Genomic DNA, 24354 nt, shown 5'->3' on the forward strand with positions numbered 1-24354 from the left:
CTTGCGCGAGGTGGCTCGCCCCGCGGGGCTCGCTGGCCGCGCGGGGTGGCTCGCCCCCGCGGGGCTCGCGGGCCGGAGCCCGCGAGGGTTTCGGCTCACATGTTGAAGACGGGCTTGCCGTCCTTGCCCTTGATCTCCTTCCACGCGTCGTGGATCTGGCTCACGACGGCGTCGGGCAGCGGCACGTAGTCGAGGTCGACCGCGAGCTTGTCGCCATTCTTGTAGGCCCAGTCGAAGAACTTCAGGACTTCGGCCGTGCGGGCCGGGTCGGTCGGGTCCTTGTGGACGAGGATGAAGGTCGCGGCGGTGATCGGCCAGGCATCGTCGCCGGGCTCGTTGGTCAGCGAGATGCCGAAGCCGGGGGCGGCTTTCCAATCGGCGCTGGCGGCGGCGGCCTGGAAGGCCTTGTCGTCGGGCTGCGGGAACTTGCCGGCCTTGTTCTGGATCAGAGCGTAGCTGAGCTTGTTCTGCTTGGCGTAGGCCGACTCGACGTAGCCGATGGCGTTCGGGACCTGCTTGACGGTGGCGGTGACGCCCTCGTTGCCCTTGCCGCCCTGGCCCACGGGCCAGCTGATGGTGGTGGCCGAACCGTAATCCTTCTTCCAGGGCTCGGAGACCTGGGACAGGTAGGTGGTGAAGATGTTGGTCGTGCCGGAGGCATCCGAGCGGTAGACCGGGGTGATGTTGGAATCGGGCAGCTTCAGGCCCTCATTCAGCTTGGCGATGCGGGCATCCGACCACTTGGCGATCTTGCCGGCATAGATGTCGGCGATGACGTCGCCGGTGAGCTTGAGCTTGCCCGGCTCGACGCCCGGGATGTTCACCACGGTGACGACGCCGCCCATGACGGTCGGGAACTGGACGAGGCCGTCCTTCTCCAGGGCGGGGCCCTTCAGCGGCGCGTCGGAAGCGCCGAAATCGACGGTCTTGGCCTGGATCTGCTTGATGCCGCCGCCGGAGCCGATCGACTGGTAGTTGAGGCCGAGACCGCTCTCCTTGCGGTAGGCTTCGGCCCACTTCGAATAGATCGGGAACGGGAAGGTCGCGCCCGCTCCCGTGATCTCGGCGGCCTGGGCCGGTGCGAGGGAGGCAAGGCCAAGTCCCACGAGGGTGGCAAGGGTAGTGAACTTCATCGAAGGATCTCCTGGAGGAGTGCGCACCGGATCACATGCCGCAGCGCGTCGTCCGGTGTGCACCGCGCCATACGGTGCGTTGGGCCAAGGCGGTATGACGATTGCGCGACAGTCTCATGACACACGCCTCGGCGGTGGTGTGGCGCATTACAATCTGCGGGATTGACTGGTCGAGGCCGGCCCGGAGCGGTGCCGGGCCGCGCATGGGGTCGATGCCTTGAAACCCTGTCGCGGGACCGGTATCGCCGGCTCCCAGGGTGAGTCGGTGCCGAGGGGGCTTCGTGACAGGCCGGCATCGCCGCCGGGTCCGGTGACGTCGCGCCCGACCCCGCACCATCGTCGAAGGGATGCGCCATGACCGAGATCCGCCCTCGCCGCAGCGTCCTCGCGATGCCGGGCTCGAATCCCCGTCTGCTGGAGAAGGCCCGCACGCTCCCGACCGACGTGGTGATGATCGACCTGGAGGACGGGGTCGCGCCGGAGACGCGGGCGGCGACGCGCGAGGCCGTCGCCCGCGCGGTGGCGGAGCGGGGCTTCGGCCGGCGCGAGGTCGTGGTGCGGATCAACGCCCTCGACACGCCCTATGGCGAGGCCGACCTCGCCGCCATCGCGCCCGCCGGCCCCGACGCGATCGTGGTACCGAAGGTGACGGGCGCCGATGCCCTGGTGGCCGTGGGCTCGCGCCTGCGCCGCCTCGGCGCACCGGACCGGACCCGCACCTGGGCGATGATCGAGAGCCCGATGGCGATCCTGCATCTCGCCGACATCGCGAGTTCGGCCCGCGACGTCGACACCCGCCTCGCCTGCCTGATGGTCGGGCCGAACGATCTGGCCAAGGCCAGCCGCCTGCGCCTCGGCGTGCCGGGCCGGCCGGCCCTGATGCCGTGGCTGATGAGCGTGATCGCCGCCGCCCGCGCCTACGAGATCGACGTGATCGACGGGATCTACAACGAGTTTCGCGATGCGGCGGGCTTCGCGTCCGAATGCGCGCAGGGGCGCGATTGCGGCTTCGACGGCAAGATGCTGATCCACCCGGACCAGATCGCGCCCGCCAACGCCGCCTTCGGCCCGAGCGAGGCGGACATCGCCTGGGCCCGACGCATCCTGGCGGCCTTCGCCGAGCCGGAGAATCGCGACCGCGGCGTCATCGGCCTCGACGGCAAGATGGTGGAGCGCCTGCATGCCGCGGAGGCGACCCGGACGGTCGCGCTGGCCGACGCCATCGCGGCGCGGACCGCGTGACCGCCGGAGCCGACGGTGCCGAGGGCCTCGCCGTCAACCTCTCCATCGTCATCAACCTCGCCGTCGACGTGCGCCTGCTCGATTCCCGCCTCGCCGGCTGGGGATTTCCGCGCTGGGGCTCGGCCCAGGCCGCCGGCCTCGATCTCCACGCCTGCCTCGACGCGCCCCTGATCCTGGCGCCGCAGGGTCCGCCGGCCCTGATCCCGGCCGGGTTCTCCCTGGCGATCCGCGATCCGCGCTGGTGCGGCCTCCTCTTCGCGCGCTCCGGCCTCGGCCACCGCGAGGGCCTGGTCCTCGGCAACGGCACGGGCGTGATCGACGCGGACTACGAGGGGCCGCTGATGATCTCGGCCTGGAACCGCAATCCGCCCGGCCCGGACGCCGCCGGCATCCGGATCGAGCCGGGCGACCGCATCGCCCAGCTCGTCTTCACCCGCGTGACGCGGCCGACCTTCGCGATTCGGGACGAGACCGGGCATGACGGGCCCGGTGCGGCTCCGCGCCTCACCGAGTCCGGCCCCCGCGGCACCGGCGGCTTCGGCTCGAGCGGGCGCCGCTGAGGGACGCCGCTTCGCCCTTACACGATGCCGCTGCCCTCGAACGGCCAGGGCCGGCCGAGCCGCGCGGCGACGGCCTGGGGATCGTGCCCCACCGCCGCGACGGCCGCCTCGACCTCCTCGCGCGGCACCTCGAAGCGGCGGGCCCAGTAGGCCAGGGTCCAGGGCTCCGAGACGTTGACGGTGGCGGGCTCGTGGTCGTTGTCGGGCGTGGCCGTGCTGCTCATCGGGCGGTCTCGCTTCGGTTACTCTGCGCAGCGTCAACGCGCGGCGCCGCGCGCGGTCCCACCCGGACCCGGCGTTTCGGGGGAGAAACGATCCAGCCCCACGCAAGCCATCCTGGTTAGGTCCGCTCCATCGGATTTTTCCATCCCCAGCGGAGGCGTCGAGCCTTGGGCGTTCTGATCGGCCTCGTCATCGCAATCGGCTGCATGCTCGGCGGCTTCGTCGCCATGGGCGGCCATCTGGTCGTGCTCTGGCAGCCCTGGGAATTCGTCATCATCGGCGGGATGGGGGCCGGCACCTTCGTGATGGCCAACCCGATGAAGACGGTGGTCGACTCGGGCAAGGCCAGCCTCGATGCGCTGACCGGTAAGGTGCCGAAGCGCAAGGATTACCTCGCCCTGCTGGGCCTCCTGCACGCCCTGATGCGCGAGCTGAAGGCCAAGCCCCGCAACGAGGTCGAGCCCCACCTCGACGACCCGGCCAATTCCGAGATCTTCAAGGCCTACCCGGACATCGCCAAGAACGCCGACCTCGTGCTGTTCATCTGCGACTATGCCCGTCTCATCCTGATCGGCAACGCCCGCGCGCACGAGATCGAGGCGCTGATGGAGGAGGAGATCAGCGGCTACCGCAAGGATCGCCTCAAGCCCTACGGCGCGGTCACCACCGTGGCCGAGGCGATGCCGGCGCTGGGCATCGTGGCGGCGGTGCTCGGCATCGTGAAGGCGATGGGCGCCCTCGATCAGTCGCCTCAGATCCTCGGCGGCCTCATCGGCGCGGCGCTGGTGGGCACCTTCTTCGGCGTGTTCATGTCCTACGGCGTGCTCGGCCCCTTCGCCATCAAGATCAAGATCATCCGCGAGAAGCAGAACCACGTCTACGTCATCGTCAAGCAGAGCCTGATCGCCTACATGAGCGGGGCCGTGCCGCAGATCGCCGTCGAGCATGGCCGCAAGGGCATCGCCCTGAGCGACCGGCCCACCATCGACGAGGTCGAGAACGCCACCGTCAACGGCGGCGCGCAGAGGGAGGCCGCCTGAGCATGAACGTCCCCACCGGGAACGCCGCCGAGGTCCGTGCCCGCCTGATCGAAGCGGGCGGGCTCTCCCTCGACCGCATGCCGATGCTGCACGTGGTGTTCGACCGGCTCACCTCGGGCTGCTCGGACAACCTCAAGCCCCTCGTCTCATCGCCGGTCTACTTCTCCTTCAGCGGCGTCACCAGCGGCCGCTTCGGCGAGATGCTCGACGCCTACGAGAACAACGCGATCGCGGGCATCTTCCACGCCCCCGAATGGGACAGCCACATCCTGGTCGGCCTCGACCGCGACTTCCTCTTCACCCTGGTGGAGGCTCTGTTCGGTGCGGATGGGGCCGAGCCGCCGGTGGAGGACGAGCGCCCGTTCTCCAGCCTCGAGATCCGCCTCGCCCAGACCATCCTGGAGCAGGTCGGCAAGGCCCTCGAATCGTCGTTCTCCCTCGTCTCGATGACGCCGTTCCGGTTGGAGCGCACCGAGACCCGGATGGAGTTCGCGGTGATCGGCGGGCGCAACAACAAGGCCGTCGAGGCCAAGTTCTCGGTCCAGGCGCTCAATCGCGGCGGCGAGATGTTCCTGATCCTGCCCCAGTCGGTGATCAACCCGATGCGGCCGGCCCTTGCCAAGGTGCTGACCGGCGACTCGGCCGCCCGCGACCCGAAATGGACGCAGCAGATCGCCGCCGAGGTGCAGAAGGCGGAGGTCACCCTGCGGGCGGTGCTCGAGGAGCGCACGCTCACGCTCGGCGAGATCGCGGACCTCAAGGTCGGCCAGGTCATCAGCCTCGACGCGACGCCGTCGACGCGGGTGAAGCTCGAGGGCAACGACCGGGCGCTGTTCTGGTGCCACATGGGCCAGGCGCAGGGCTCCTACGTGCTGCGCGTCGACGAAGCCATCACGCAGGACCAGGAGGGCGTGCCCCATGACCCCGTGGGTTGATACCATTCTGCTCCTCGCCCTCATGGCGACGAGCGCCTGCGTGGTGCCGATGTACCTCAAGCTGAAGCGCCTCGACCGGACGCAGGCCGAATACGGCCGCATCCTGACGCAGTCCGGTCAGGCCCTGGCCCAGGCGGGCGAGGCGGTGCGCAACTTCAGCGCCGAGGGTCGCGAGATCCTCGAAGCGCTCGACCAGCGCATCGGCGAAGCGCGCCAGACCCTGGCCGAGCTGGAGGCCAGCCGTCGCGAGATCGCGGGTCGCGAAGGACCAAGTGGCGAAGGACCGGATCGCGAAGGACCGGGCCGCGATGTGGCGGCCACAGGTCGGCACCAACTGACCGCCTGACGCCGATCCGCTTGCGTGCGGACCGACTTTCCCCGATCCTTATCCCTTCCGCACCCGGCCGGCCTCCTGTCCGGCTTTCGATTGCAGCCCCTGACGAGCGGATGATGAGCAACAGCCCCTTCGACGATGCGGACATCGCCGCCGCCGGCACCGCCCCGGTGTTCCCCAGCGTGTCGGTCGACGTGCCGGCCGGGAACGACGCGCGGATCGGCGACGGCCGCAACCTCGATTCGATCCTGCGCATCCCCGTGCTGATCCAGGTCGTGCTGGGCTCCGCCACCATGCCGGTGGCCAACCTGATGAAGCTCGGGCGCGGCGCCATCGTGCCCCTCGACCACCGGGTCGGCGAACCCGTCGACGTCACCGTCAACGGTCGGGTCGTGGCGCGCGGCGAGATCGTCGTGGTCGAGGAGGACAATTCCCGCTTCGGAGTCTCCCTGACCGAGATCGTCGGCCCGGCCGACGCCGGCCAGAACGGCTGAGGACGAAGACCGTGGCGAGCGTGCCGATCCCCCAACGGGCCCCGGGCGCCCATCGGCCCCTCAACCCGGTGGACGAGGTCGCGGCCCTGCTCCTGGCCATGGGCAAGCCCGCGGCCGGGCGCCTGCTGAAATATTTCGAGCCGGACGAGATCCGCCGCATCACCCGCTCGGCGACGCAGCTCGGCACGGTCAGCGCGCATCAGCTCGACGACATCGTCGAGATGTTCTCGCACGAGTTTTCCGCCGACGGCCGTCTGATCGGCACCGCGTCGGAGGTGGAGAAGCTGCTCACCGGCCTGATGCCCGCCGATCAGGTGGCCGCCATCCTGGCCGATGTCCGGGGCGATGCCGACCGCTCGGTCTGGGAACGCATGGCGGCGGTCTCCGAGGGCGTGATCGCGAGCTACCTCGTCAAGGAGCATCCGCAGACGGCGGCCCTCATCCTGTCGCGCCTCAAGCCCGCGGCGGCCGCGAAGGTGATGGCCCATCTGCCCCAGCCCACCCGCAACACGGTGATGCGGCGGATGCTGAGCTTCAAGCCGGTCTGCGACGAGGTGATCGCCACCATCGAGCGCGCCCTGAACGAGGACCTGCTCGCCAACGGAGCCCGCAATGCGGGGGCGGACACCCACGCCAAGATGGCCGACATCATCAACAAGATGGAGCGCACCCAGATCGACGAGGTGCTGTCCAGCCTGTCCGAATCGCGGCCGAAATCCGTCGAGATCCTCAAGGGCCTGCTGTTCACCTTCGACGACATCGTCAAGCTGGCGCCGCGCGCCCGCACCACCCTGTTCGACGCGGTGCCCAACGATCGCCTCGTCCTGGCCCTGAAGGGCACCGATGCCGAGTTCCGCGGCGTCATCCTGAGTGCGCTCTCCGCCCGCGTCCGCCGCATGGTCGAGCACGAATTGAACGGCGGCGAGCCGGCGGCCCAGAAGGACGTGACCGAGGCGCGCCGCAGCATCACCGATCTCGCCCTGGAGATGGCCGGGCGCGGCGAACTCGAAATCAACGCCGAGGGCGAGGTCGAGACCCTCGTCCGCTAAGGCGAGCGGTCCCGGCCCGGTCATGCGATGTCCGACGACGACAAGGAGAGCAAGACCGAGGCGGCGACCGAGCGCAAGATCCGCGAGGCGGTCGAGAAGGGCAACGTCCCGTTCTCGCGCGAGGCGCCGATCTTCGCCTCGATTCTCGGGCTGCTCATCGCCCTCAGCTTCGGTCTCCGCGAGTCCCTCACGCCCCTGATCCAGGCGCTGGCTCCGTTCCTCGACCACCCTCGCGACTTCGCCCTCGAGAACAACCAGGACGTAGCGCGCCTCCTCGAAGCCACCGCCCTGGCGGCGGCGCGCTTCCTGGTGCCGATCGTACTGGTCATCGGCGGCTGCGGCCTCGTCTCGGCGCTGATCCAGAACGTGCCGAGCCTCGTCCTCGAACGCATCCGCCCGCAATGGTCCAGGGTGTCGCCGATGGCCGGCTGGGGACGGATCTTCGGAAAGGCGGGTCAGGCCGAATTCCTGAAATCGGTCCTTAAATTTTTAAGTGTCAGTCTCATTGCCCTGCTGCTCCTGCGCTCGGAGGGCGGCAAAGTCGTGAGTGCCATGTTCGCCGACCCGAGCCAGATCCCGGATCTCATCCTGACCGTGTCGATCCGGCTCATTTCGGTCGTGTGCATCGCCACGATCGTCATCGTGGCCGCCGACCTGGTCTGGTCGCGGATGCGCTGGCAGCGCTCGCTCAGGATGTCGAAGCAGGATCTGAAGGACGAGCACAAGCAGACGGAGGGCGATCCGCTGGTGAAGAGCCGGCTGCGCTCGCTGGCGCAGGATCGCTCGCGCAAGCGCATGCTCGCCAACGTCAAACAGGCCACCGTGGTGATCGCCAACCCGACGCACTACGCCATCGCGCTGCGCTATGCCCGCGACGAGCAGCCCGCGCCCCTCGTGCTGGCCAAGGGCAAGGACCTCGTCGCCCTGCGCATCCGAGAAATCGCCGAGGCGAACGGCATCGCGGTGGTGGAAGACAAGCCTCTCGCAAGGTCCCTGTACGACAGTGTCGAGGTGGACCAGATGATTCCCGCGGAGTTCTACAGCGCAGTGGCTCAGATCCTGTTCTTCCTGTTCTCGAAGGCGCGCTGATGACCGAAACGTCGTTTTCCGCCGAAGCCTCGCCCTGGCACGAGCCGGACGTGCTCGCCGATGCCGAGCGCGTCTTCGCCACCGCGATCCGCGACTTCATCGCCGAACTCTGCCTGCTCGACGGCGGCATCCTGATCGGATGGGTGCAGGCTGCGCGACACGGCAACATCGCCGACCTCGTCGCCTCCTCGGCCGAACCGTTCTTCAAGGAAGCGACGATCGCCTATGCGGACGGCGCCGACGTGCAGTTCGATTGGGGCCGCTCCCTCACCGTCGTGCTCGACATGGAATTCGTCACCGAACCCGTGACGGTCTTCTTCAAGCTGATCCTCGACGGGGTCTATGTCGGCGTCGCCATCCAGCGCATCCTCGCGGACCGGGATATCCGCGCCGACCAGGACATCCGCACCAATCAGGACATCCGCGCCAATCAGGATATCCGCGCCAAAAAGGAACCCGGCTTCTGCCTCGCCGAATTCAAGGCGGCCCTGGAGGATGCCAGGCTGGTGCGCGCGGCGGCGTGATGCGGCACGATCTCGGGCGCGGCAATTTGGTATGCCAAAGCGGTTCGATCACGTTCGCGTGTGCTCATTCAGCCATTGACGGCGCGGTCGATGCTCGACATTGCTGAATGATAGCCGAATCGAACCGCCCTGCTTTGTCTCCGCCTACATTGACTAAGCGCCGGCGGAACTTTCAGTTGTCTTGCCTATGCGCGTTGACACGTTCGCCTGTGATTGACGTGCACGGTGACCCGGAGACTGTCGATGTACGTCCTGGTCGATGAGCGGCCATCAGTAAATTCCGGATACAAGGCCAGCTTCGATCGCGAAGGCATCTCCTCCCTCGGGCTCGATCCGCAGGAATTCACGCACTGGTTCCAGTCCTCATCGCCGGTCGACCGGGAGGCGATCCAGGGCTTCCTGCTCGGGGATTTCGAGGGCCGGGCGCGCTGCGCCGGTCTGATCCGGAAGATGTCGCGCGCCCCGATCATCGCGCTGAGCGATGTGCGCTCGCTCGACCAGACCCTCCAGCTGTTCGAGGCCGGCATCGACGACGTGCTGCCGAAGCCCGTCCACATCCGCGAGATCCTGGCGCGTTCGGAGGCGATCTGGCGCCGCGTCAACGCCGAGACCCAGCCGGTCCGGGAAACGACGCCCGAGGCCGCGCGCCTGAAGGTGCATTTCGATGGCCGCGACCCCGAGGTCGACGGCGCGGTGCTGCCCCTGCCGCGCCGGGAACGGCACATCCTCGAATGCCTGGTGCGCCATCGCGGCCGCCGCATGACGAAGGCGCAGATCTACAACATCGTCTACGGCGTCTACAGCAACGGCGTCGAGGAAAGCGTCATCGAGGGCCACGTCAGCAAGCTGCGCAAGAAGCTCAGCCAGCGCCTCGGCTACGATCCGATCGAAGCCAAGCGCTTCATGGGCTACACCTTCGTCGGCTGATCTCCCTCACTGGCAGAAGCTGCGCGCCCCCGGGGTCCAGGCTCCGAAGCCGGTGGCGACCATGTTGGTGATGACCCGGCAGACATACTGCTTCTGCGCCGGGTTGTTGTTCGGCCCGGCATGGTAGCGCGCCACCGCCAGGGTCCAGCTGCCCTCGCGCGCCTTCAACTGCTTCAGGAACAGGGTGGCGTACTCGACGTTCTGGCGCGGATCGATCATCGCCTCCAGGCTCGCGAATTTTTCGCGGTGGTAGTGATGGTTGATCTGCATGCAGCCGAGATCGACGAGCTTGATCCCGCCGGCCCGGGCCTGGGCGAGCTGGCTCATCACGTCGGCGGCGCTGGTCCCGAAATAGGCCCGCCCCTGGATGTTCATGGCGTAGGGCTGTAGCGAGCCGCGCCTGCCGCTCTCGGTCAGGCCCACCGCGTAGAGCACGCCGAGCGGTACCCCGTGCCGGGCCGAGGCGCCCGCCATCTCGCGCTCGCAGATATTGGCCGAGGCGGGCAGCGCGGCGGCCTTGGCCGGCGCCGGCGGCGCGCTGTTGGCGACCGCCGCGCCCGGAAGGCTAGAGGTAAACGCCGCTGCGATCAGGGCTGCTCGAAACGCTCTCATGCATCCGCTCTCGGGAATCGTGGGAGGCCGCACCGGACTCGTCCGGGGCACGCCGGCCCGACTGGTCGGGCGTCGCACGGCCGTGGTTCGCGCCGGACTCGCCCTGCGCCGGGAAGCCTTGTGCGCCCTGTCCCTGTTGCGAGCCTGGATTGGCCGACCCGTCGCCCTGCGGGCTGGCCGGCAGGATGGTGACCGTCACGGCCTCGGAACGATATCCGGCCTGACGCAGGAGGTCGTTCAGGACCGCACCGCCCTCGCGCAGGAGACGCGCCGTGTCCTCACGACCAGCCTGCAGGCTCAGCGCGAGCTGACCGTCGCGCAGGCGCATCCGCACCAGGACGGTGCCGAGATCCGCCGGGTGCAGTTGCAGCGTCAGGAGCCTCAAAGGCCCCTCCCCCTGGGCTGCGCCGGGAAGCACAGGCGGGCCGGGTGGAAGCGCCGCCACGACGGCGGCAGCGACCTGCTGCGCGGGGGCGGCCGCGGGGCCGGGCAAGGCCCCGGTTAGAAGGCCGGGATCGGCGATCCCCGGCAGGGAGGGAGCCGGGCTGGGCACGGACGGGATGGCGGCTTCGCCAGCCCCAGAGGCGACCGCCGGCGCGATCCGCCACCCAGCATCCGCCATCGTCCGGGCGAGGCCGGCGGACTGGACCGGCCCACCGCTGGACGGCAGCGGACCGCGCAGCGCGGAGGCGACGCCGAGATCCGGCGTCCGCGCGGCCGCGCCGGCTCCCCGAGTTTCGCCGGGGCCGGATTGGGCATCCGCCCGCGCCTCGGCATCCGGGGATGCGGCCCCGAGCCCGGCCGGGGGGCCGGAGGGCGCGCCCGGGAGCGGAGACCCGTTCGCGCCGGCACTCTGCGCGCGCGCCGCCGCCAGCCGCGCCGGATCGGCCAGGGCTGCGGCCATCGCTCGGTCCGGGTCCTGAACCGGGCTTGCCGAGCCCGAATGAGCCGCAGCCGCGACCGGCGCACCGCCCGGAGGTGACACGGACGGGGATGCGGGCATCGCCGCGGCATCGAGCAGACCGGCGGCCTCATGCGCCAGAGATGCCGCATCGGGCGGGCCGAAGGCCGGGGTTCCGGCGATGATCGCCTGGCTGCCCGTCTCGGCTCCCGATGGAGAGGTGCCGGGCAGGAGGTTCGGGCGAACCGGGGCGAAGTGGGTTTCGCGCTGGAGTACCGTGACGCGGGTGCGCGCCTCGGCCGTTCCGGCCGCGGCCTCCATCCCCGGTGCCCCGATGGCGAGGCTGGCTTCCGACCCGGCCGCCAGAGCCACGCCGTCAACCTGCACGGCCACCGAGGCAACGCCCTGGCCCGGCAGGGCGCGGGCCACCAGCGTTTCCAGCGTTTCTTGAGGCAGGTCGTGCGGTCTCGGTGCCGGCGTCCCGCCGGACGGCATCAGGAGGGCGAGGAGGGCCATCGGGCCGGAGCCCTCGCCGGGTGACGGCGCCTGTGCGTCGGCGGACGCCGGATGGCCCTCCGCCTCCGCCGTCTTGTCCTCCCGCGATGCCGTCTCGCCGTCTCGCGACGCTGTCTTGTCGTCGATGCCGGCGGCGTCCTCCCCGCGCTTCCCGCGCTCGGCCTTCGGCGGAACGGTGTCGCCCGGGGCTCGCGCACCGTGCAGGGCTCCGAGCACGGTCCCGAAGGCGTCGGCGCCGGGCTCCGGCGTCTCGTATCCGGTTGAGCGGGACCCCGCCGGATCGGTGAGGGATCGGGAACCGGGATAAGTGGCACCGAGCGCGTTCATCGCTCACTCCTCCGCATGATCTCGTCGACGCGCCCGAGCGCGCCCTGCGCCCGCGCGATGGCGGGGGCGACGGGCAGAACCCGGGCGCCCGTCGGCTCCGCTGCGGCCGGAATCGGCGCCGGGGCCGGCGCTGGGGCCGGGGCCGGGGCCGGGGCAAGGGCTGGGGCAAGGGCTGGGGCAAGGGCTGGGGCAACGACATTCGCCCGGATCCCGCGCGCGGTCGACAGGGCCGCATCGAGCAGGTCGCGGTCGGCGGGCTCCAGCAGGGTGCGATCGGTCATCCGCAGAGTCTCGATCGATTCCTCGAAGCGTCCGTCCACCACGACGAGGGCCGCCGCCCGGTAGAGGCGCGCTCGCATGGCATCGACCGAGCCGGGCTCGGTCAGGGTGACGCCGCGCTCGGCGGCGAAGACCGCCGTCCCGCCCTTGCCCTGGTCGAGGGCCGCGCGGGCGACGAGGAGGTAGAGTTCGCGCCGTCCCTCGACCTCGATCTCGTCGAGCATGGCCTGGAGGCGCCCGAACCGGGTGTCGTCCCCGGTGAAATCGAGCCGTGTGAGCGCGGCGGCGAAGCGCTGGCGGAAATTGCCGGCATAGACCGAGTGGCGGAAGCGGCGCAGATACTGGATCGCCAGGGTCTCGAACTTGGACAGGTCGTTGGCCTGGGCGAGGACGAAGATCTCGCGGCGCAGGGCCCCCTCCTCCACCAGCGTACCGGGCGCCAGCAGACGCGCCAGGTCGAGCAGGCGGACCGATTGGGTCGGATCATCGCGCACGACGAGCGCCGATTGGGCCAGGGCGAGCTGGCCGCCGAGGCTGACCGGCACCGATTGCGGGTCGATCTTGACCAGCAGGGCCCGGGCCTCCTTCTCGCGCCCCTCCAGATAGGCGAGCGCCCCGAGGACCAGGGGCGTTTCGGCCTCCGGCAGCTTGCCCGAGGCGACGAGGTGGCGCAGCACCGTCGGCCCACCGCCGCCCAGAGCGAAGCTGACGGCCGCATTCAGGGCGGCGGAGTCGGTCCAGACCTCGGGTTCGAGGGCGAGCATGCGCGATTCCGCCAGCGCCAGAAGGGCGCGCTGGCCCTGATGCGCCTGGGCCGAGCCCTGGGCGATGCGGTCCTGCAGCAATTGCAGGGTCCGAACGAGTTCGACCGGGACCGGGCGCGGCTTGACCGGCAGCGGCTCGATCGGCGCGGCCGCGGCGGCGCCACTTCCGTGATCGCCGATAGGAGAGCTTGCCGGGGCGTTTGTCGCTCCCCCCGCAGGGGAACTGCCGTGGCCACCCGCCGGGGAACTTCCATGAGCATCGGCCGCTCCGGCCGGTGCGGCGAGCATCGCACCGGCGACGAAAAGGCCGCCGGCGAGCCACGCCCGGCGCAATCCGGCGCCCGCCCTCATTCGGGGCGCGCCCGCAGCAGGATCTCGATGCGCCGGTTCTCGGCGGCCTTCGGGTCGGCGCCGTTGCGCGGCTGCCGGTCGGCATAGCCCTCGATGCGCTCGAGGCGGGCATCGGCGACGCCGCCGCGCACCAGCATGTAGGAGGCCATCTGGGCGCGGGCCGAGGACAGGCGCCAGTTGTCGTAGACCTCCGAGCGGAACGGCCGCGCATCGGTGTGGCCGCGCACGATGATCCGCCCGGGACGGTCCTTGAGGATGCGGGCGACCTGCTCCAGGGCGCGCACCACCTTGGCCTGCGGCTCGGCCGACCCGACGCTGAACATGCTGAAATTGACCTCGTCGGTGAGGCTGATGAGGATGCCCTCGCCGGTCCGCCGAACCTCTGTCCGGGGTGCCGGAGCGCCCCCTTGCGACGGCAGGACCTTGGCGATCTCCGCCTTGATCTCGGCCATCGCGGCGGTCTCGGCCGCGTCGGCCGCCTGCTTGGCATCCCGAAGAATCTTCTCCGCCGCTTCCGCAGCCACCTTCGCTTCGGACGCCTTCGCTTCGGAGGCTTTGGACTCCGACGAGGGCTTGGAATCCGGCACGGCCTTGCCGTCCTTCGGACCCGCGACCGGATCGGGTTTGCCCAGCATCGCCAGGACCTTGGAATCCGTCTCGCCGGGCAGGGCCGACGCGACCCGGATCGGCGCCGGCTTCGGGCCGGGGGCCGCCCCGCGGGCGTCGGGCAGACTGTCCTGGCGCAGGGGCGTCACCGTCGCGGTGGAGCCGGCCTGCTCGGTCCGGGTCTTGGCCAGCGGCGCGACCTGCCAGTAGAGCGGGTCGAACGGATCGCGCGCGGCCTCGCCGCCCTTGATCCCGGGCTCGCCGGTCTCGGTGGCGACCGCGTCGGCGGAGGCGGTCTCGGGGCCGGGCTCGATCTCGGCGGCGAGCTTGGCCAGCACCGCGTAGGGGTCCTGGAACAGAGCCGCCTCGCGCGCCCGGGTGCCCGGCGCGGCGGAAGCGCCCTTGCCGTCGCTCTTCCCATCACTTTTGCCCCCGGTCTTGCCCTCCGTGCTGCCCTCGCCCGTGCCCCCGTCCGGCTTGCCCTCCTCGGGGGTCGGCTCTCCGGGCTTGTTCTGGGGATCGCGCAGGCCGCGGCGGTCGAAGCTGGAATCGGCGAGCTTCACCGGGTTGAAGTATTCGGCGATGGCGGATTTCGTCTCCTTGGTGGTGGAGCCGATCAGCCAGAGCACCAGGAACAGCGCCATCATGGCGGTCATGAAGTCGGCCAGCGCGATCTTCCAGGCGCCGCCGTGATGGCCCTCTTCCTCGCCGCCCCGGCGCCGGATGATGATGATCTCCTGGAGCTTGTCGTCCGCCATGGCGTCAGGCTCCCCCGACCGCGGCGGTCATGAGGCGGCCCCAGGCGCCGAGCTGGGTCTCGATCACGGTCTGGTCGGCCTGAACCGACACGTCGGCGGCATCCGACGGCACGAAGGCGACGGAGGCCTCGAAGGGGCCGAGCTTGCCCGCCACCGCCTCGAGGAGGTCGGCCGGGCCGCTCACCCGGACGGGCGCGCGCACGTCGCCGAGGATGCGGGCGAGGCTCCGGGCGAGTTCGTCGACGGCCTGGCGCCGCAGCGCCTCGGTCAGCACCGGCACCAGCAGATGGCCGACGCGGTCGGTCAGACCGGCCCCGAGCGCCTGGAGCGCCTCGGCGAAGCCGGCCGCGAGGCGGTCGCCCTCGTCGGCGCACCAAGCCTGGCGCATCTCGACGAGGCGGGCGTCGTAATCGGCCTGCAGGCAGGCGAGGACCGAGGCGGTCTCGGCCGCCGCCTCGGCCCGGCCGAGGTCGCGCCCGCGCGCCAGGCCCCTGGCCTCGGCGTCGCGCAGCAGCGTCTCGCGGTCCTCGGGCGGGGCCGCCGGCTTGCGCAGCAGAGCCGCGAGGCCGTCGACGGGCCGGGGTGCCGGGGCGGCGGGCGGCCGGGCCGCCGGGGCGGTGCGCGCCGGCGCCACGGCGTCGGAGAAGTCGGGCAGGAAGCGGGCGATCGCGGCGGCCATCACGCGGCCTCACGCAGGAGCCAGCGCTTCAGGATCTCGGCGGCCTGGGCCTCGTCGGCTTCGATCATCTGCTCGAGTCTCTTCTGCGGCGAGCGGTTCAGCTTGTCGGCGAGGTCTTCGATCATGGCGCCGACCGGGTTCGAGGCGGGAGCCGCGAGGCTCGCCACGGCGGCCGAACCCGTGGCCGGCTGGGCGCCGGGTCCCGCCAGCGCGGCGTTCGGCGCGGCATCCGCCAGGGCCTGGATCTCGGCGGCGGCGGCGAGCGCCCGCGCCTCCTCCTGCTGTGCGGCGGGGATCTCCAGGATCGCCCGCATGGCCGGGCGCAGCCCGAACCAGATCAGCAGGCCGGCCACGAGCAGGATGGTGCCGGCGTTGATCAGGGTCGCCGACTGGCGCATCAGCACGTCGGTGAGGCTCAGGGGCGCCACCGGCTCCAGCGGCTGCCCGTCATTGACGAAGCCGACGGCCGCGACCTTCACGTTGTCGCCGCGCTCCTTGTTGAAGCCGGCGGCCGAGCCGACGAGCTGCTCGATCTCGGCGACCTGGGCGTCGATGGCGGCCTTGCTGGCATCCGGCCCGGCCAGTGCCGTGAGGCGGGCGCGGTTGACCAGCACCGCCACCGAGATGTGCTTGATGTTGTAGCCGTCGCTCACCGTCTGGATCGTCTTCGAGGAGATCTCGTAGTTGGTGAGGTCCTCGCGCTTCTGGGTCTCGTTGCTGGCCGAGTCGTTGCCGTCCGAGCGGGCGCGCTGGTCCGGCAGGTTCGCCTGCGCGGTGGTCGGGCGCTGCGCGGCGTTGCGGTTCTGCGAGTTCTCGGTCTCGCGCACGGCGCGGGTGGAGCGCTCGACGCGCTGGTCGGGGTTGAAGATAGTCTCGTTCTGCACCGTCTTGTCGGTGTTCAGGCGCGCCGCGACGCTGACCTCGAAGTTACCGACACCGAGATAGGGGGTCAGCGTCCGGCGGATATTGTCCTGCACCTCGTGACCGATGGTTTTCTCCAGGGTCGCCATCTTGCCGGTGGGGACGGCGTTGGCGTCGTCGCCCGAGAGCAGCAGCGATCCGTCCGAGCCGATCACGGTGACGCGGTCGGGCTTCATGCCGGGCACCGCGGAGGCGACGAGGTGGCGGATCGACTGGGCGCCGCTGACGTCGTCGGCCGGTTCGGTGCGCACCACGACGGAGGCCGAGGGGGGCTGCTGGTCGCGGCGGAACGAGCCCCGGTCGGGCAGCACGATATGGACGCGGGCGGCCTTCACGCCCTTCATGCCCTGGATGGTGCGGGCGATCTCGCCCTCGAGGGCGCGCACCCGGGTCACCTCCTGCATGAACGAGGTCATGCCAAGGGAGCCGAGATCGTTGAACAGCTCGTAGCCGGATTTGGCGCTCTGCGGCAGGCCCTTCTCGGCCAGCAGCATGCGGGCCTGGGCGGTGTGCCCGTAGGCGACGAGCACCGCGGCGCCGTCGGCGCTGACGTCGAAGGGAATGTTGGCGTCTTTCAGGACGCTGCCGATGCGGCCGACATCCTCGCGGCTGAGGCCCGTATAGAGCGGCTCCTGGGCCGGGCGGCTCAGGTAATAGGCGCCGAGGCCGACGGCGAGGAACACCACCACGCCGATCAGCGACAGGGCGGCGATGCGCCGTCCGCCGAGCGCGAGGATGTTGTTCCAGAGCCGTTCGGCGTGCTGAAGACCGGACATTCGGTGGGCTGCTCCGCTTCGGATCCGCGATCCGATAGCGTCCTGTCGCTCGCCAGCCTTGCGCGGAGATTGCGTCGCGGAGATCGCGTCGCAGCGCCATCGGGACCGTCCGAACCCGACCCGGACCGGCCATCGGTCCGGAATGCGGTGCGCTCACGCACATCGACGGCGCTGCGCTTCATCCCCGTCAGGTCATCGATATCTTTGTCATAGACATCCGACTCCATGCCCGGCTAACCTCTGCATCGCCGACACAAATCGCAAGGTTATGTGGCGATCAGAACCGAACTTTGACGACTGGAATACGATTTGAAAACGCATGATTTCATGTGCAAAGAGGGGGCTTTGCATATCATTGGTCGGCATAAACCAAATCATAGGCTGAGATTTTCTCACAATATGGTCTGAATACAGCCGACGTTCAGCGGGATGTGCGCCATCGATATTCGGCGCCCGCCGCTTTCGTCAGGTATAGGCAAGATGATCAAGCCGGCTCTGCGCGATCTCGGATGTGTCGAGACAGAAACGATCCCTGGCAGATCGAGACCTCGTCCAGCACCTGCCGTCTATGTCGGCGCCCCCAGTCACGCGCAGGCGGCGGCCACGCCGGCGATGCCCCCGGCCCGTCAGGCCGCGCAGCTGGTTTCCCCGCTGATCCGACCCGGTCTGCTGGCGGATCGCTGGTTTGACACCGTATTCCGCCGCGTCTCGGAACGGCGAAGCGTCCGGGCGGCCCGCTTCGAGTACATCGAGCGCGGCTTCGGCGAGGATCTGATCGCCGAGATCGATCCGGCCCGGCTCAAGCGTCGCCTGATCGACGTTGTCTCGGACGGTCGCGACCACGTTCGCCTGTCGCACTGGTTCCTCGACGGAGCCGAGTGGACCTCGGCCCTCGTGCCTCTGGAACCCTCCGAAGTCCACCTGGAGATGGAGGCGATCTTTCAGCCGGAAGACCGCCTGCATCAGACGGTCGCGTACCAGCAGCTTCTCGCGGTCGCGGCGCTCGGGCGCCCCCAGATCCACAATGGCGTCCGTCTCGCGACGCCGGAACTGATCCGGGATTATTTCCAACATTACCGGACTCTGCGACAGAGCATCGAGCAGCACGGATTTCTGCCACGCCAGCACGTGTCGCGTGAGATCGCCGGCGCCTTCGCCAGCACCAGCGTACGGAGCGGCCGGGCCGAGCTGAAGGAACGCGAGGTCAGCGTCGCCATCGCGGCCGATGGCGAACTCGTCCGCATCGTCGGAGGGCACCATCGAACCGCCATCGCGCAGCGCCTGGGCCTGCGGCGCATGCCGGTGCAGATCCGCCTGGTGCACACCCAGTGGCTGGCCCAGCAGGTCCGTCGCACGCGCCTTGCGCCGGCAAAGGCGCTACGAGCCGGAATCCGAGACCTGAAACACGCGGTCTGGCTTCTGGCGGTGCTGTGTCAACGCTTCATCGATGAAGGCGGCGCGTCGGCTGCCGTAATCCTCTGAGGCCGCCGGCAGGGCCGGTCGATACCACCTCCGCCACGGGGCCGAGGGGCTGCGAGCCACGCCCTCGAATTTGTCAGGGATTCGTGGAAACCGGATGTCCCGACCCGACAAACGACGAAAGACACCAGAGTCCGGCTGGTTCGGAATGACCCGGACAGATCCTAGAAGAACGACCGGACCAGGCCTCCGACCAGCATGTTCCAGCCGTCGATCAGGATGAAGAACAGCACCTTGAACGGCAGCGAGATCACGGTCGGCGGCAGCATCATCATGCCCATCGACATGATGATGGTCGACACGATCATGTCGATGACGAGGAACGGCAGCGCGATCAGGAAGCCGATCTCGAAGCCGCGGCGCAGTTCCGAGATCATGAAGGCCGGGATCAGGATACGCAGGTCAACCTTCTCGCCGCCCTCGGCGCGGGGGATGTTGCGGCTGGCCAGATCGGTGAAGGTCTGAAGATCCTTCGGCCGGACATGCTGGGTCATGAACTCGCGGAACGGCTCGACCAGCTTCGGGATCGCCTCCTCCTCGGAGATGCGGTTCTCGGTGAGCGGCTTCAGGCCCTCGTTCCAGGCCCGGTCGAAGGTCGGCGCCATCACGTAGAACGTCATGAACAGCGACAGGCTGACCAGGAAGATGTTGGCCGGCGTGCTCTGGAGGCCGAGGCCCGAGCGCAGGAACGAGAACGCGATGGCGAAGCGCGTGAAGCTCGTCACCATCACGAGGAGGCCCGGGGCCAGCGACAGCACGGTGAGCAGGGCCACGAGTTGCAGGATGCGCCCGCTCGCCGCGCCGTTGCCGGCCGGGAGCAGCGCATCGAGCGCCGGCAGCCCCGTGGCGGACTGGGCGAGTGCCGGCTCGGCCAGGACGAGGCCGGCAGCGAGGACGAGGCCTGCCGTGATGAGCGGTTTCATGCGGACCGATTTCATGAGGACAAAAGTCTTGGGGCTTCCGACCGGTCGCGTCGCGGATTGCGCCTCGGCGCGTCCGGCAGGACGGGGGCGACTGAATTCCCGCACCTCCGAAGAAGCGGACCGCGATCGGAAATCGGATGATGGCGGTCAGCCGCGGATGGGCGTGAGGCACCGCGGGCCCCCCTCTCCTGAAAGAAGAGGGACCCGCGCAACCCGCGCGTTCCGGGAAGGCCGTGGCGGCTGGGGAGAGACCACCGGCCGGGGATGGAGGATATCGCAGCCATGGGGCGCCCTACTGCACCACCAGCGTCTCGACGATCAGTTCGCGCACCTGTCCCTTGGTGCGAAGCGCCACGCGCTCGTTGAGGTCCTCGCGCAGGTGCAGGAGGCCGCTGGGGCCCTCGATCTGCTTGGTCGTGACGGTGCGCAGATAGGCGACGATATCGGAGCGGATCTCCGCCAGGGCGAGGTCGGGGTTCGGCACGGCGCCGGTCTTGAACACCACCGAGGATTCGAGCCGGATCCAGGCCTCCGTGGTGTCGGCGAGGCTCGTCACCACCGAACCGACGCTGCGCAGCGCCACGTCGCCGGTGTATTTCAACACCTTGACCGCCTTGTCCTCCTCGTCCTTCTTCTTCACGTCCACCGCCTTCTCGACGGTGGAGAGGAGGTACATGCCGAGACCGCCGCCGGTGCCGATGGCGACGAGGCTGGTGAGCGCGAGGGCCGCGATCCAGCCCTTGCCGCCCCCCGCCTTCGCGTCGGTCTTGTCGTCCGCCTTGGCCGCCATGGCTCGGGTCCCGCCTTCCGGTTCGTCGAACGGCGCCTCAGAACGGCGCCAGGGTCTCGAAGACCTGCTGGCCGAAGGTCGGCGCCTGCACGTCGGTGATGCGGCCGCGGCCACCGTAGGAGATGCGCGCCTCGGCGATCTTGTCGTACTCGATGGTGTTCTTGCGCGAGATGTCACGCGGCCGGACGATGCCCGCCACGGTGAGCACGCGGACCTCGTTGTTGACCCGCACCTCCTGCGAGCCGCTGATGACCACGTTGCCGTTGGGCATCTGCTCGGTGACCACGGCGGCGACCTGCAGGCGCAGCACCTCGGAGCGGTCGATGTTGCCCGCGCCCTTGGTCTCGGTCGAGGAGCGGATGCCGGTATCGGCGGTGGCCGTGTCCTTGAGGGCCGAGACGCCGTAGCCGAAATCGAAGCCGAGGCCGGACTTCTGACTGCGCGAGCGGTCGCTCGAATTGCCGAACTGCGCCTTGTCGTCGATGAGGATCGAGACCGTGATGACGTCGCCGACATTGCGGGCGCGGGGATCCTGGAACATCTCGGCGCTGCCCGGCGCCCAGGTCGAGTGGTAGGTGCGCCGCCCGAGGGAGCCGTAGGTGGTGGGCAGCGCCTCGCGCGGCGGCTGCAGGCCGGTGCCGATCGGGGTCAGCAGCGGCGGCTGTCCCATCCGGTCCATCGGCGTGTTGCAGGCGCCGAGAGCCGGCGCCAGGAGCGCCAGGGCCAGACCGGCCCGAAGGGTGTTGCGGGACATCAGGATTTCTCGCTCTCGCGGGCCTTCTTGCCCATCTCGGTCATCATGCGGGCCAGCTGCGCGGCACGGGCCGCCTCCATCTCGCTCAGGATGGCGCTGGCGGTGCGGGCGTTGAGCTTGGTCAGGATCGCGGCGGCCGACTCGTCCGGCATGTTGGCGAGCTGGAGCGCGGCGGCATCCGCCCGCATCTTGGTGTAGATCGCCACCACGCCCTCGTCGGCCTTGGCCAGGAAGGCGTTGCGCCGGGTGAGCCAGGCCTCGTACTCGGCGCGCTTGGCCTCGAGCTGGGCGATGCGTTCCTCGACCTGCTTCTCGAGCACCGCGAGCTGCTCCTTCTGCCAGGCGAAGCGGGCATCGGCGGCGGCATCCGCGATGCTGGCACAATAGGCCGGCGGCTTGGGTGCGGGCCGTACCGGCTCCGGCGCGGCCTCGGGCGCCTTGACCTCGGCGACCTGGGCGGACTCGATGGGCTTCGACGGCTCGGCGGGTTTGGCGCCTTCGGCCTTCGGGTCGATCGCCCCGGTCGTCTCGATGATCCGGGTGTCGACGATCCGGGCCTCGACCGGCTTGATCGCGACAGAAGGCTTCGGCTGCGCCGGCTTGAACGGGCCGGGGTTCAGGCCCGAGATGGCGGGCTTGGCGCCCTCCAGCGCCCGGGCCGGGCCGAGCCCGAACGAGGCGAGCGCCAGGGCGCCGAGGCACACGAGCAGGCGCAGGGCCATCGGGACCAATCCGCCGGGTGGTCCCATCGGGGTCCGGGCCGGCACCACGAGCCGGGCCGGCTCGCCCACCGGCGACAGGGTGTTGCCGGCGCTCATTGCACCACCAGCTCCGCCTGGAGGGCTCCGGAGGTCTTCACCGCCTGGAGGATCGAGATGATGTCGCTGGGCTTGAGCCCGACATTGTTGAGTCCGCGCACCAGGGTCTGGAGATCCGAGCCGCCGATGATCGCCATCCGGCCCGGCTGCTCGTTGACCGCCACCTCGGTGCGCGGCACCACGGCGGTCTGTCCGTTGGAGAAGGGGGCGGGCTGCGAGACCTCGGGCGCCTCGGTGACCCGCACGGTGAGGTTGCCGTGGGTCACCGCCACCGTGGAGATCTGGACGTTGCGGCCGATCACCACCGTGCCGGTGCGCTGGTCGACGACGACGCGGGCCGGGGTGTCGGGATTGACGGTGAGGTCGCCGATCTCGGCCACGAAGCGGGTCTGGGCGATGTTGCTCGGGCGCTGCAGGGCGATGGCGCGCTGGTCGCGCGGCGCGGCCACCCGGCGGTGGAAGCGGGCGAGCGCGTAGGCGTTGATGGCGTCGGCCACCATGGTGGCGGTCTTGAAATCGGGGTTCTTCAGCTCGAACACCAGTTCGGGCAGATCGCGAAAGGTGCCCGGCACCTCGCGCTCGATCAGGGCGCCGTTGGGGATGCGGCCGGCGGTCGGCACGCCCTGCGTCACCGTCTCGGCCTGGCCGCCGACGCTGAAGCCCGAGACCGCCAGCGGCCCCTGCGCGGCGGCGTAGGTCAGGCTGTCGCCGCCCATCAGGGGCGTCATCAGCAGGGTGCCGCCCTTGAGCGAGGTGGCGTCGCCGAGCGAGGTCACGGTGACGTCGATGCGCGAGCCGGTGCCGGTGTAGGGCGGCAGGTCGGCGGTCACCATCACGGCGGCGACGTTGCGGGTGCGCAGGCGGGCGTCGCGCACGTTGATGCCCATGCGGTCGAGCATCGATTGCAGCGACTGCTCGGTGAACTGGGCGTTGCGCAGGGTGTCGCCGGTGCCCTGCAGGCCGGTGACGAGGCCGTAGCCCACGAGCTGGTTGTCGCGCACGCCCTTCAGGGTGGCGATGTCCTTGATCCGGGTCCCCGCCGCGGTGGCGGGCGCGGGCAGGACCAGGAGCATCGCCGCGATCAGCGCCAGAACGCGGCGCATCAGCGGTCCCCGGTCCGGATTCGGCCGTCGGCCATCACGGTGCCGAGCACGATGCGGTTGGTGTCGGTGTTGCGCACCCGGATGACGTCGCCGAGGCCGCCGTTCTGGAGCGGCGCGCCGACGGCGGTGATGAGCAGGCCGTGCTCCTCGAACACGATCTGGGTCGGCGTGCCCCGGCTCACGAGGCGCGGGTCGTCGACGGCGTTGACCGGCACCGGCTCGCCGGGCAGCAGCATCCGCTTGGCGATGCGGCCGGTGATCGCCAGCGGCGCGTCGACCACGGCGGTGCGGGCCCGGAAGTTCTCGGGGTAGGCCTGCATCCGCAGCATCGTCTCCTTGATGGTGTCGCCGGGATAGATCGTCACCGTGGGGACCGGCAGCATCAGGTCCGTGGCCGAAGCCGAGCTGGCGAGGAGACCCAGCCCGGCGGCGAGGGCCGCGCGGCGCCCGGTGCGCTTGAGAAAACCCATGACGTGGTCGCGCCCTTGAAAGCTGGCCCGGTGGGGCGGCCGCCGGCCGCGCCGGGAGGCCGGAGCCCCCCGACGCCGCGGCGTCGGTGTGAAGGTCGGTGGTGCAGGCGCCGGAGGGCGCCTAGCGGATGCCCTTGGAGACCGTGCCGGCCATCTCGTCGGCGGCCTGGATCACCTTCGAGTTCATTTCGAAGGCGCGCTGGGCCGTGATCATGTTGGTGATCTCCTTGACGGGATCGACGTTCGAGCTTTCGAGGTAGCCCTGCTGCAGCTTGCCGAAGCTCGGATCGCCGGGCACGCCGGTGACCGGCGCGCCGGAGGCGCCGGTCTCGCGGTAGAGGCCGTTGCCCAGGGGCTCCAGGCCGGCATCGTTGGCGAAGTTGGCGAGCGTGATCTGGCCGAGGTTCTGCGGCTGCACCTGCCCGTCGACCTTGGCGAAGACCTGGCCCGACTGGTTGATCACCACGTCGACCGCCCCGTTGGGGATGAGGATCGCCGGGTCGAGGGCATAGCCCTCCAGGGTCACGATCTGGCCGGCATTGTTGCGGTTGAACGCGCCGGCGCGGGTGTAGTTGATCTCGCCGTTGGGGTTGGTGATCTGGAAGTAGCCCCGGCCGTTGACCGCGAGGTCGAGCTGGTTGGCGGTGTTGGCGAGCGGCCCCTGCCGGTGCAGGTTGCGGATGGCGGCGGTGCGTACGCCGAGGCCCAGCATGGCGCCCTCCGGCACCGGCTCCTGGCCGGCCTGGTTGGGCACGCCCTGCTGGCGCTCGGCCTGGTAGAGCAGGTCGGTGAACTCGGCCCGCGCGCCCTTGAACCCGGTGGTGTTCAGGTTGGCGATGTTGTTGGCGATGACCTCGAGGTTCATCTGCTGGGCATTCATGCCCGTGGCCGCGATGGCGAGCGCTCTCATGGGTTCACGGTTCCGTCGGGTCGGTGCGGCAGGGTTTTGAAACGATCAGATCGGGAGAGCTTCAGATC

25 protein-coding genes and 1 pseudogene are annotated in these 24354 nt (G+C 69.9%); 11 read left to right on the plus strand and 15 right to left on the minus strand.

Features of this window, described 5'->3' with window-relative positions:
* Window positions 1–95: 95 nt before the first annotated feature.
* Window positions 96–1133: a phosphate ABC transporter substrate-binding protein PstS gene (gene pstS, locus ACV7NL_RS01785; protein ID WP_056484870.1), complete on the minus strand. Its 1038-nt coding sequence runs from the start codon at window positions 1131–1133 to the stop codon at window positions 96–98.
* A gap of 354 nt (window positions 1134–1487) precedes the next feature.
* Here pstS and ACV7NL_RS01790 point away from each other — a divergent pair, with 354 nt between their 5' ends.
* The gene (locus ACV7NL_RS01790) at window positions 1488–2375 is read left to right on the plus strand and encodes an HpcH/HpaI aldolase/citrate lyase family protein (protein ID WP_056181337.1); all 888 of its coding nucleotides are present in this window, start codon (window positions 1488–1490) and stop codon (window positions 2373–2375) included.
* A gap of 44 nt (window positions 2376–2419) precedes the next feature.
* The gene (gene dut, locus ACV7NL_RS01795) at window positions 2420–2935 is read left to right on the plus strand and encodes a dUTP diphosphatase (protein WP_463357036.1); all 516 of its coding nucleotides are present in this window, start codon (window positions 2420–2422) and stop codon (window positions 2933–2935) included.
* 17 nt (window positions 2936–2952) lie between these two features.
* Here the strand turns inward: dut and ACV7NL_RS01800 are convergent, their stop codons facing one another.
* Window positions 2953–3159, minus strand: coding sequence for a DUF3606 domain-containing protein (locus ACV7NL_RS01800; RefSeq protein WP_056181341.1), 207 nt, complete (start codon window positions 3157–3159; stop codon window positions 2953–2955).
* A 165-nt stretch (window positions 3160–3324) separates the two neighbouring features.
* On the opposite strand from ACV7NL_RS01800, the gene motA reads away from it, so the two are divergent.
* The 8 genes from motA (at window position 3325) to ACV7NL_RS01840 (ending at window position 9549) form a co-directional block, all read left to right on the plus strand.
* Window positions 3325–4197 (plus strand): flagellar motor stator protein MotA, encoded by an 873-nt coding sequence (gene motA / locus ACV7NL_RS01805; RefSeq protein WP_056181344.1) that lies wholly within the window; start codon window positions 3325–3327, stop codon window positions 4195–4197.
* Between the two features lie 2 nt (window positions 4198–4199).
* Entirely contained in the window at window positions 4200–5132 is a 933-nt protein-coding gene (locus tag ACV7NL_RS01810; protein ID WP_463354765.1) for a flagellar motor switch protein FliM, read from the plus strand.
* Window positions 5116–5478, plus strand: coding sequence for a hypothetical protein (locus ACV7NL_RS01815; protein WP_463354766.1), 363 nt, complete (start codon window positions 5116–5118; stop codon window positions 5476–5478). The genes ACV7NL_RS01810 and ACV7NL_RS01815 overlap by 17 nt, the downstream gene beginning before the upstream one ends.
* Window positions 5479–5582: 104 nt before the next feature.
* Window positions 5583–5960, plus strand: a complete 378-nt coding sequence (fliN, locus tag ACV7NL_RS01820) for a flagellar motor switch protein FliN (RefSeq protein WP_463354767.1) — start codon at window positions 5583–5585, stop codon at window positions 5958–5960.
* An 11-nt stretch (window positions 5961–5971) separates the two neighbouring features.
* Window positions 5972–7009 (plus strand): flagellar motor switch protein FliG, encoded by a 1038-nt coding sequence (locus ACV7NL_RS01825; RefSeq protein WP_056181348.1) that lies wholly within the window; start codon window positions 5972–5974, stop codon window positions 7007–7009.
* A 27-nt stretch (window positions 7010–7036) separates the two neighbouring features.
* Entirely contained in the window at window positions 7037–8098 is a 1062-nt protein-coding gene (flhB, locus tag ACV7NL_RS01830) for a flagellar biosynthesis protein FlhB (RefSeq protein WP_056484874.1), read from the plus strand.
* On the plus strand, window positions 8098–8622 hold the full coding sequence (locus ACV7NL_RS01835) for a hypothetical protein (RefSeq protein WP_463354768.1): 525 nt from the start codon (window positions 8098–8100) through the stop codon (window positions 8620–8622). The genes flhB and ACV7NL_RS01835 overlap by 1 nt, the downstream gene beginning before the upstream one ends.
* A 243-nt stretch (window positions 8623–8865) precedes the next feature.
* Window positions 8866–9549, plus strand: coding sequence for a response regulator transcription factor (locus ACV7NL_RS01840; RefSeq protein WP_056484876.1), 684 nt, complete (start codon window positions 8866–8868; stop codon window positions 9547–9549).
* Between the two features lie 6 nt (window positions 9550–9555).
* Here ACV7NL_RS01840 and ACV7NL_RS01845 read toward each other — a convergent pair whose 3' ends face one another.
* Genes ACV7NL_RS01845 through fliF form a run of 6 tightly spaced genes read right to left on the minus strand, consistent with a single transcriptional unit; the run spans window position 9556 to window position 17039 of the window.
* A complete protein-coding gene (locus ACV7NL_RS01845) occupies window positions 9556–10161 on the minus strand; it encodes a transglycosylase SLT domain-containing protein (protein ID WP_082507755.1) in 606 nt (201 codons plus the stop codon).
* Window positions 10115–11905 (minus strand): flagellar hook-length control protein FliK, encoded by a 1791-nt coding sequence (locus ACV7NL_RS01850; RefSeq protein WP_463354769.1) that lies wholly within the window; start codon window positions 11903–11905, stop codon window positions 10115–10117. Before ACV7NL_RS01850 ends, ACV7NL_RS01845 begins: the two co-directional genes overlap by 47 nt.
* A complete protein-coding gene (locus tag ACV7NL_RS01855) occupies window positions 11902–13299 on the minus strand; it encodes a chemotaxis protein MotC (RefSeq protein WP_463354770.1) in 1398 nt (465 codons plus the stop codon). The genes ACV7NL_RS01850 and ACV7NL_RS01855 overlap by 4 nt, the downstream gene beginning before the upstream one ends.
* Entirely contained in the window at window positions 13296–14663 is a 1368-nt protein-coding gene (locus ACV7NL_RS01860) for a MotB family protein (RefSeq protein ID WP_463354771.1), read from the minus strand. Before ACV7NL_RS01860 ends, ACV7NL_RS01855 begins: the two co-directional genes overlap by 4 nt.
* A gap of 4 nt (window positions 14664–14667) precedes the next feature.
* Window positions 14668–15342 (minus strand): hypothetical protein, encoded by a 675-nt coding sequence (locus ACV7NL_RS01865; protein WP_463354772.1) that lies wholly within the window; start codon window positions 15340–15342, stop codon window positions 14668–14670.
* Window positions 15342–17039, minus strand: coding sequence for a flagellar basal-body MS-ring/collar protein FliF (gene fliF / locus ACV7NL_RS01870; protein ID WP_056484887.1), 1698 nt, complete (start codon window positions 17037–17039; stop codon window positions 15342–15344). Before fliF ends, ACV7NL_RS01865 begins: the two co-directional genes overlap by 1 nt.
* Window positions 17040–17651: 612 nt before the next feature.
* Between fliF and ACV7NL_RS01875 the strand changes: the two genes are divergently transcribed.
* Window positions 17652–18521 carry a ParB N-terminal domain-containing protein gene (locus ACV7NL_RS01875; protein ID WP_056484889.1) on the plus strand — a complete coding sequence of 290 codons (870 nt, stop codon included), beginning with the start codon at window positions 17652–17654 and terminating at the stop codon, window positions 18519–18521.
* Between the two features lie 161 nt (window positions 18522–18682).
* Here ACV7NL_RS01875 and fliP read toward each other — a convergent pair whose 3' ends face one another.
* The 7 genes and pseudogenes from fliP to flgG all read right to left on the minus strand — a co-directional run bounded on the left by fliP (window position 18683) and on the right by flgG (window position 24286).
* Entirely contained in the window at window positions 18683–19456 is a 774-nt protein-coding gene (gene fliP, locus ACV7NL_RS01880) for a flagellar type III secretion system pore protein FliP (RefSeq protein WP_056484891.1), read from the minus strand.
* A 277-nt stretch (window positions 19457–19733) separates the two neighbouring features.
* Entirely contained in the window at window positions 19734–20231 is a 498-nt protein-coding gene (locus ACV7NL_RS01885; protein ID WP_056181381.1) for a flagellar basal body-associated FliL family protein, read from the minus strand.
* Between the two features lie 37 nt (window positions 20232–20268).
* A complete protein-coding gene (gene flgH, locus ACV7NL_RS01890; protein WP_056181384.1) occupies window positions 20269–20985 on the minus strand; it encodes a flagellar basal body L-ring protein FlgH in 717 nt (238 codons plus the stop codon).
* Window positions 20985–21377: pseudogene (locus ACV7NL_RS01895) on the minus strand (MotE family protein); the annotation flags it as partial. The pseudogene ACV7NL_RS01895 and the gene flgH, both read right to left, overlap by 1 nt.
* Before the next feature lie 422 nt (window positions 21378–21799).
* Window positions 21800–22906 (minus strand): flagellar basal body P-ring protein FlgI, encoded by a 1107-nt coding sequence (gene flgI, locus ACV7NL_RS01900; protein ID WP_056484894.1) that lies wholly within the window; start codon window positions 22904–22906, stop codon window positions 21800–21802.
* On the minus strand, window positions 22906–23376 hold the full coding sequence (gene flgA / locus ACV7NL_RS01905; protein ID WP_463354773.1) for a flagellar basal body P-ring formation chaperone FlgA: 471 nt from the start codon (window positions 23374–23376) through the stop codon (window positions 22906–22908). The genes flgI and flgA overlap by 1 nt, the downstream gene beginning before the upstream one ends.
* A 121-nt stretch (window positions 23377–23497) precedes the next feature.
* A complete protein-coding gene (gene flgG / locus ACV7NL_RS01910) occupies window positions 23498–24286 on the minus strand; it encodes a flagellar basal-body rod protein FlgG (protein ID WP_247634833.1) in 789 nt (262 codons plus the stop codon).
* Window positions 24287–24354 lie beyond the last annotated feature (68 nt).

It is taken from the genome of Methylobacterium sp. Ger2507 (genome assembly GCF_055231875.1).

Coding starts and splice junctions, on each gene's coding strand:
- ACV7NL_RS01875 (WP_056484889.1), top strand. CDS start 17,652: ATGCCCCCGGCCCGTCAGGCCGCGCAGCTGGTTTCCCCGCTGATCCGA.
- flgH (WP_056181384.1), bottom strand. CDS start 20,985: ATGTCCCGCAACACCCTTCGGGCCGGTCTGGCCCTGGCGCTCCTGGCG.
- ACV7NL_RS01835 (WP_463354768.1), top strand. CDS start 8,098: ATGACCGAAACGTCGTTTTCCGCCGAAGCCTCGCCCTGGCACGAGCCG.
- flhB (WP_056484874.1), top strand. CDS start 7,037: ATGTCCGACGACGACAAGGAGAGCAAGACCGAGGCGGCGACCGAGCGC.
- ACV7NL_RS01790 (WP_056181337.1), top strand. CDS start 1,488: ATGACCGAGATCCGCCCTCGCCGCAGCGTCCTCGCGATGCCGGGCTCG.
- ACV7NL_RS01865 (WP_463354772.1), bottom strand. CDS start 15,342: ATGGCCGCCGCGATCGCCCGCTTCCTGCCCGACTTCTCCGACGCCGTG.
- ACV7NL_RS01850 (WP_463354769.1), bottom strand. CDS start 11,905: ATGAACGCGCTCGGTGCCACTTATCCCGGTTCCCGATCCCTCACCGAT.
- ACV7NL_RS01845 (WP_082507755.1), bottom strand. CDS start 10,161: ATGAGAGCGTTTCGAGCAGCCCTGATCGCAGCGGCGTTTACCTCTAGC.
- ACV7NL_RS01860 (WP_463354771.1), bottom strand. CDS start 14,663: ATGGCGGACGACAAGCTCCAGGAGATCATCATCATCCGGCGCCGGGGC.
- flgI (WP_056484894.1), bottom strand. CDS start 22,906: ATGCGCCGCGTTCTGGCGCTGATCGCGGCGATGCTCCTGGTCCTGCCC.
- ACV7NL_RS01800 (WP_056181341.1), bottom strand. CDS start 3,159: ATGAGCAGCACGGCCACGCCCGACAACGACCACGAGCCCGCCACCGTC.
- pstS (WP_056484870.1), bottom strand. CDS start 1,133: ATGAAGTTCACTACCCTTGCCACCCTCGTGGGACTTGGCCTTGCCTCC.
- fliN (WP_463354767.1), top strand. CDS start 5,583: ATGAGCAACAGCCCCTTCGACGATGCGGACATCGCCGCCGCCGGCACC.
- fliF (WP_056484887.1), bottom strand. CDS start 17,039: ATGTCCGGTCTTCAGCACGCCGAACGGCTCTGGAACAACATCCTCGCG.
- ACV7NL_RS01855 (WP_463354770.1), bottom strand. CDS start 13,299: ATGAGGGCGGGCGCCGGATTGCGCCGGGCGTGGCTCGCCGGCGGCCTT.
- flgG (WP_247634833.1), bottom strand. CDS start 24,286: ATGAGAGCGCTCGCCATCGCGGCCACGGGCATGAATGCCCAGCAGATG.
- flgA (WP_463354773.1), bottom strand. CDS start 23,376: ATGGGTTTTCTCAAGCGCACCGGGCGCCGCGCGGCCCTCGCCGCCGGG.
- fliP (WP_056484891.1), bottom strand. CDS start 19,456: ATGAAATCGGTCCGCATGAAACCGCTCATCACGGCAGGCCTCGTCCTC.
- ACV7NL_RS01815 (WP_463354766.1), top strand. CDS start 5,116: ATGACCCCGTGGGTTGATACCATTCTGCTCCTCGCCCTCATGGCGACG.
- ACV7NL_RS01810 (WP_463354765.1), top strand. CDS start 4,200: ATGAACGTCCCCACCGGGAACGCCGCCGAGGTCCGTGCCCGCCTGATC.
- ACV7NL_RS01885 (WP_056181381.1), bottom strand. CDS start 20,231: ATGGCGGCCAAGGCGGACGACAAGACCGACGCGAAGGCGGGGGGCGGC.
- ACV7NL_RS01840 (WP_056484876.1), top strand. CDS start 8,866: ATGTACGTCCTGGTCGATGAGCGGCCATCAGTAAATTCCGGATACAAG.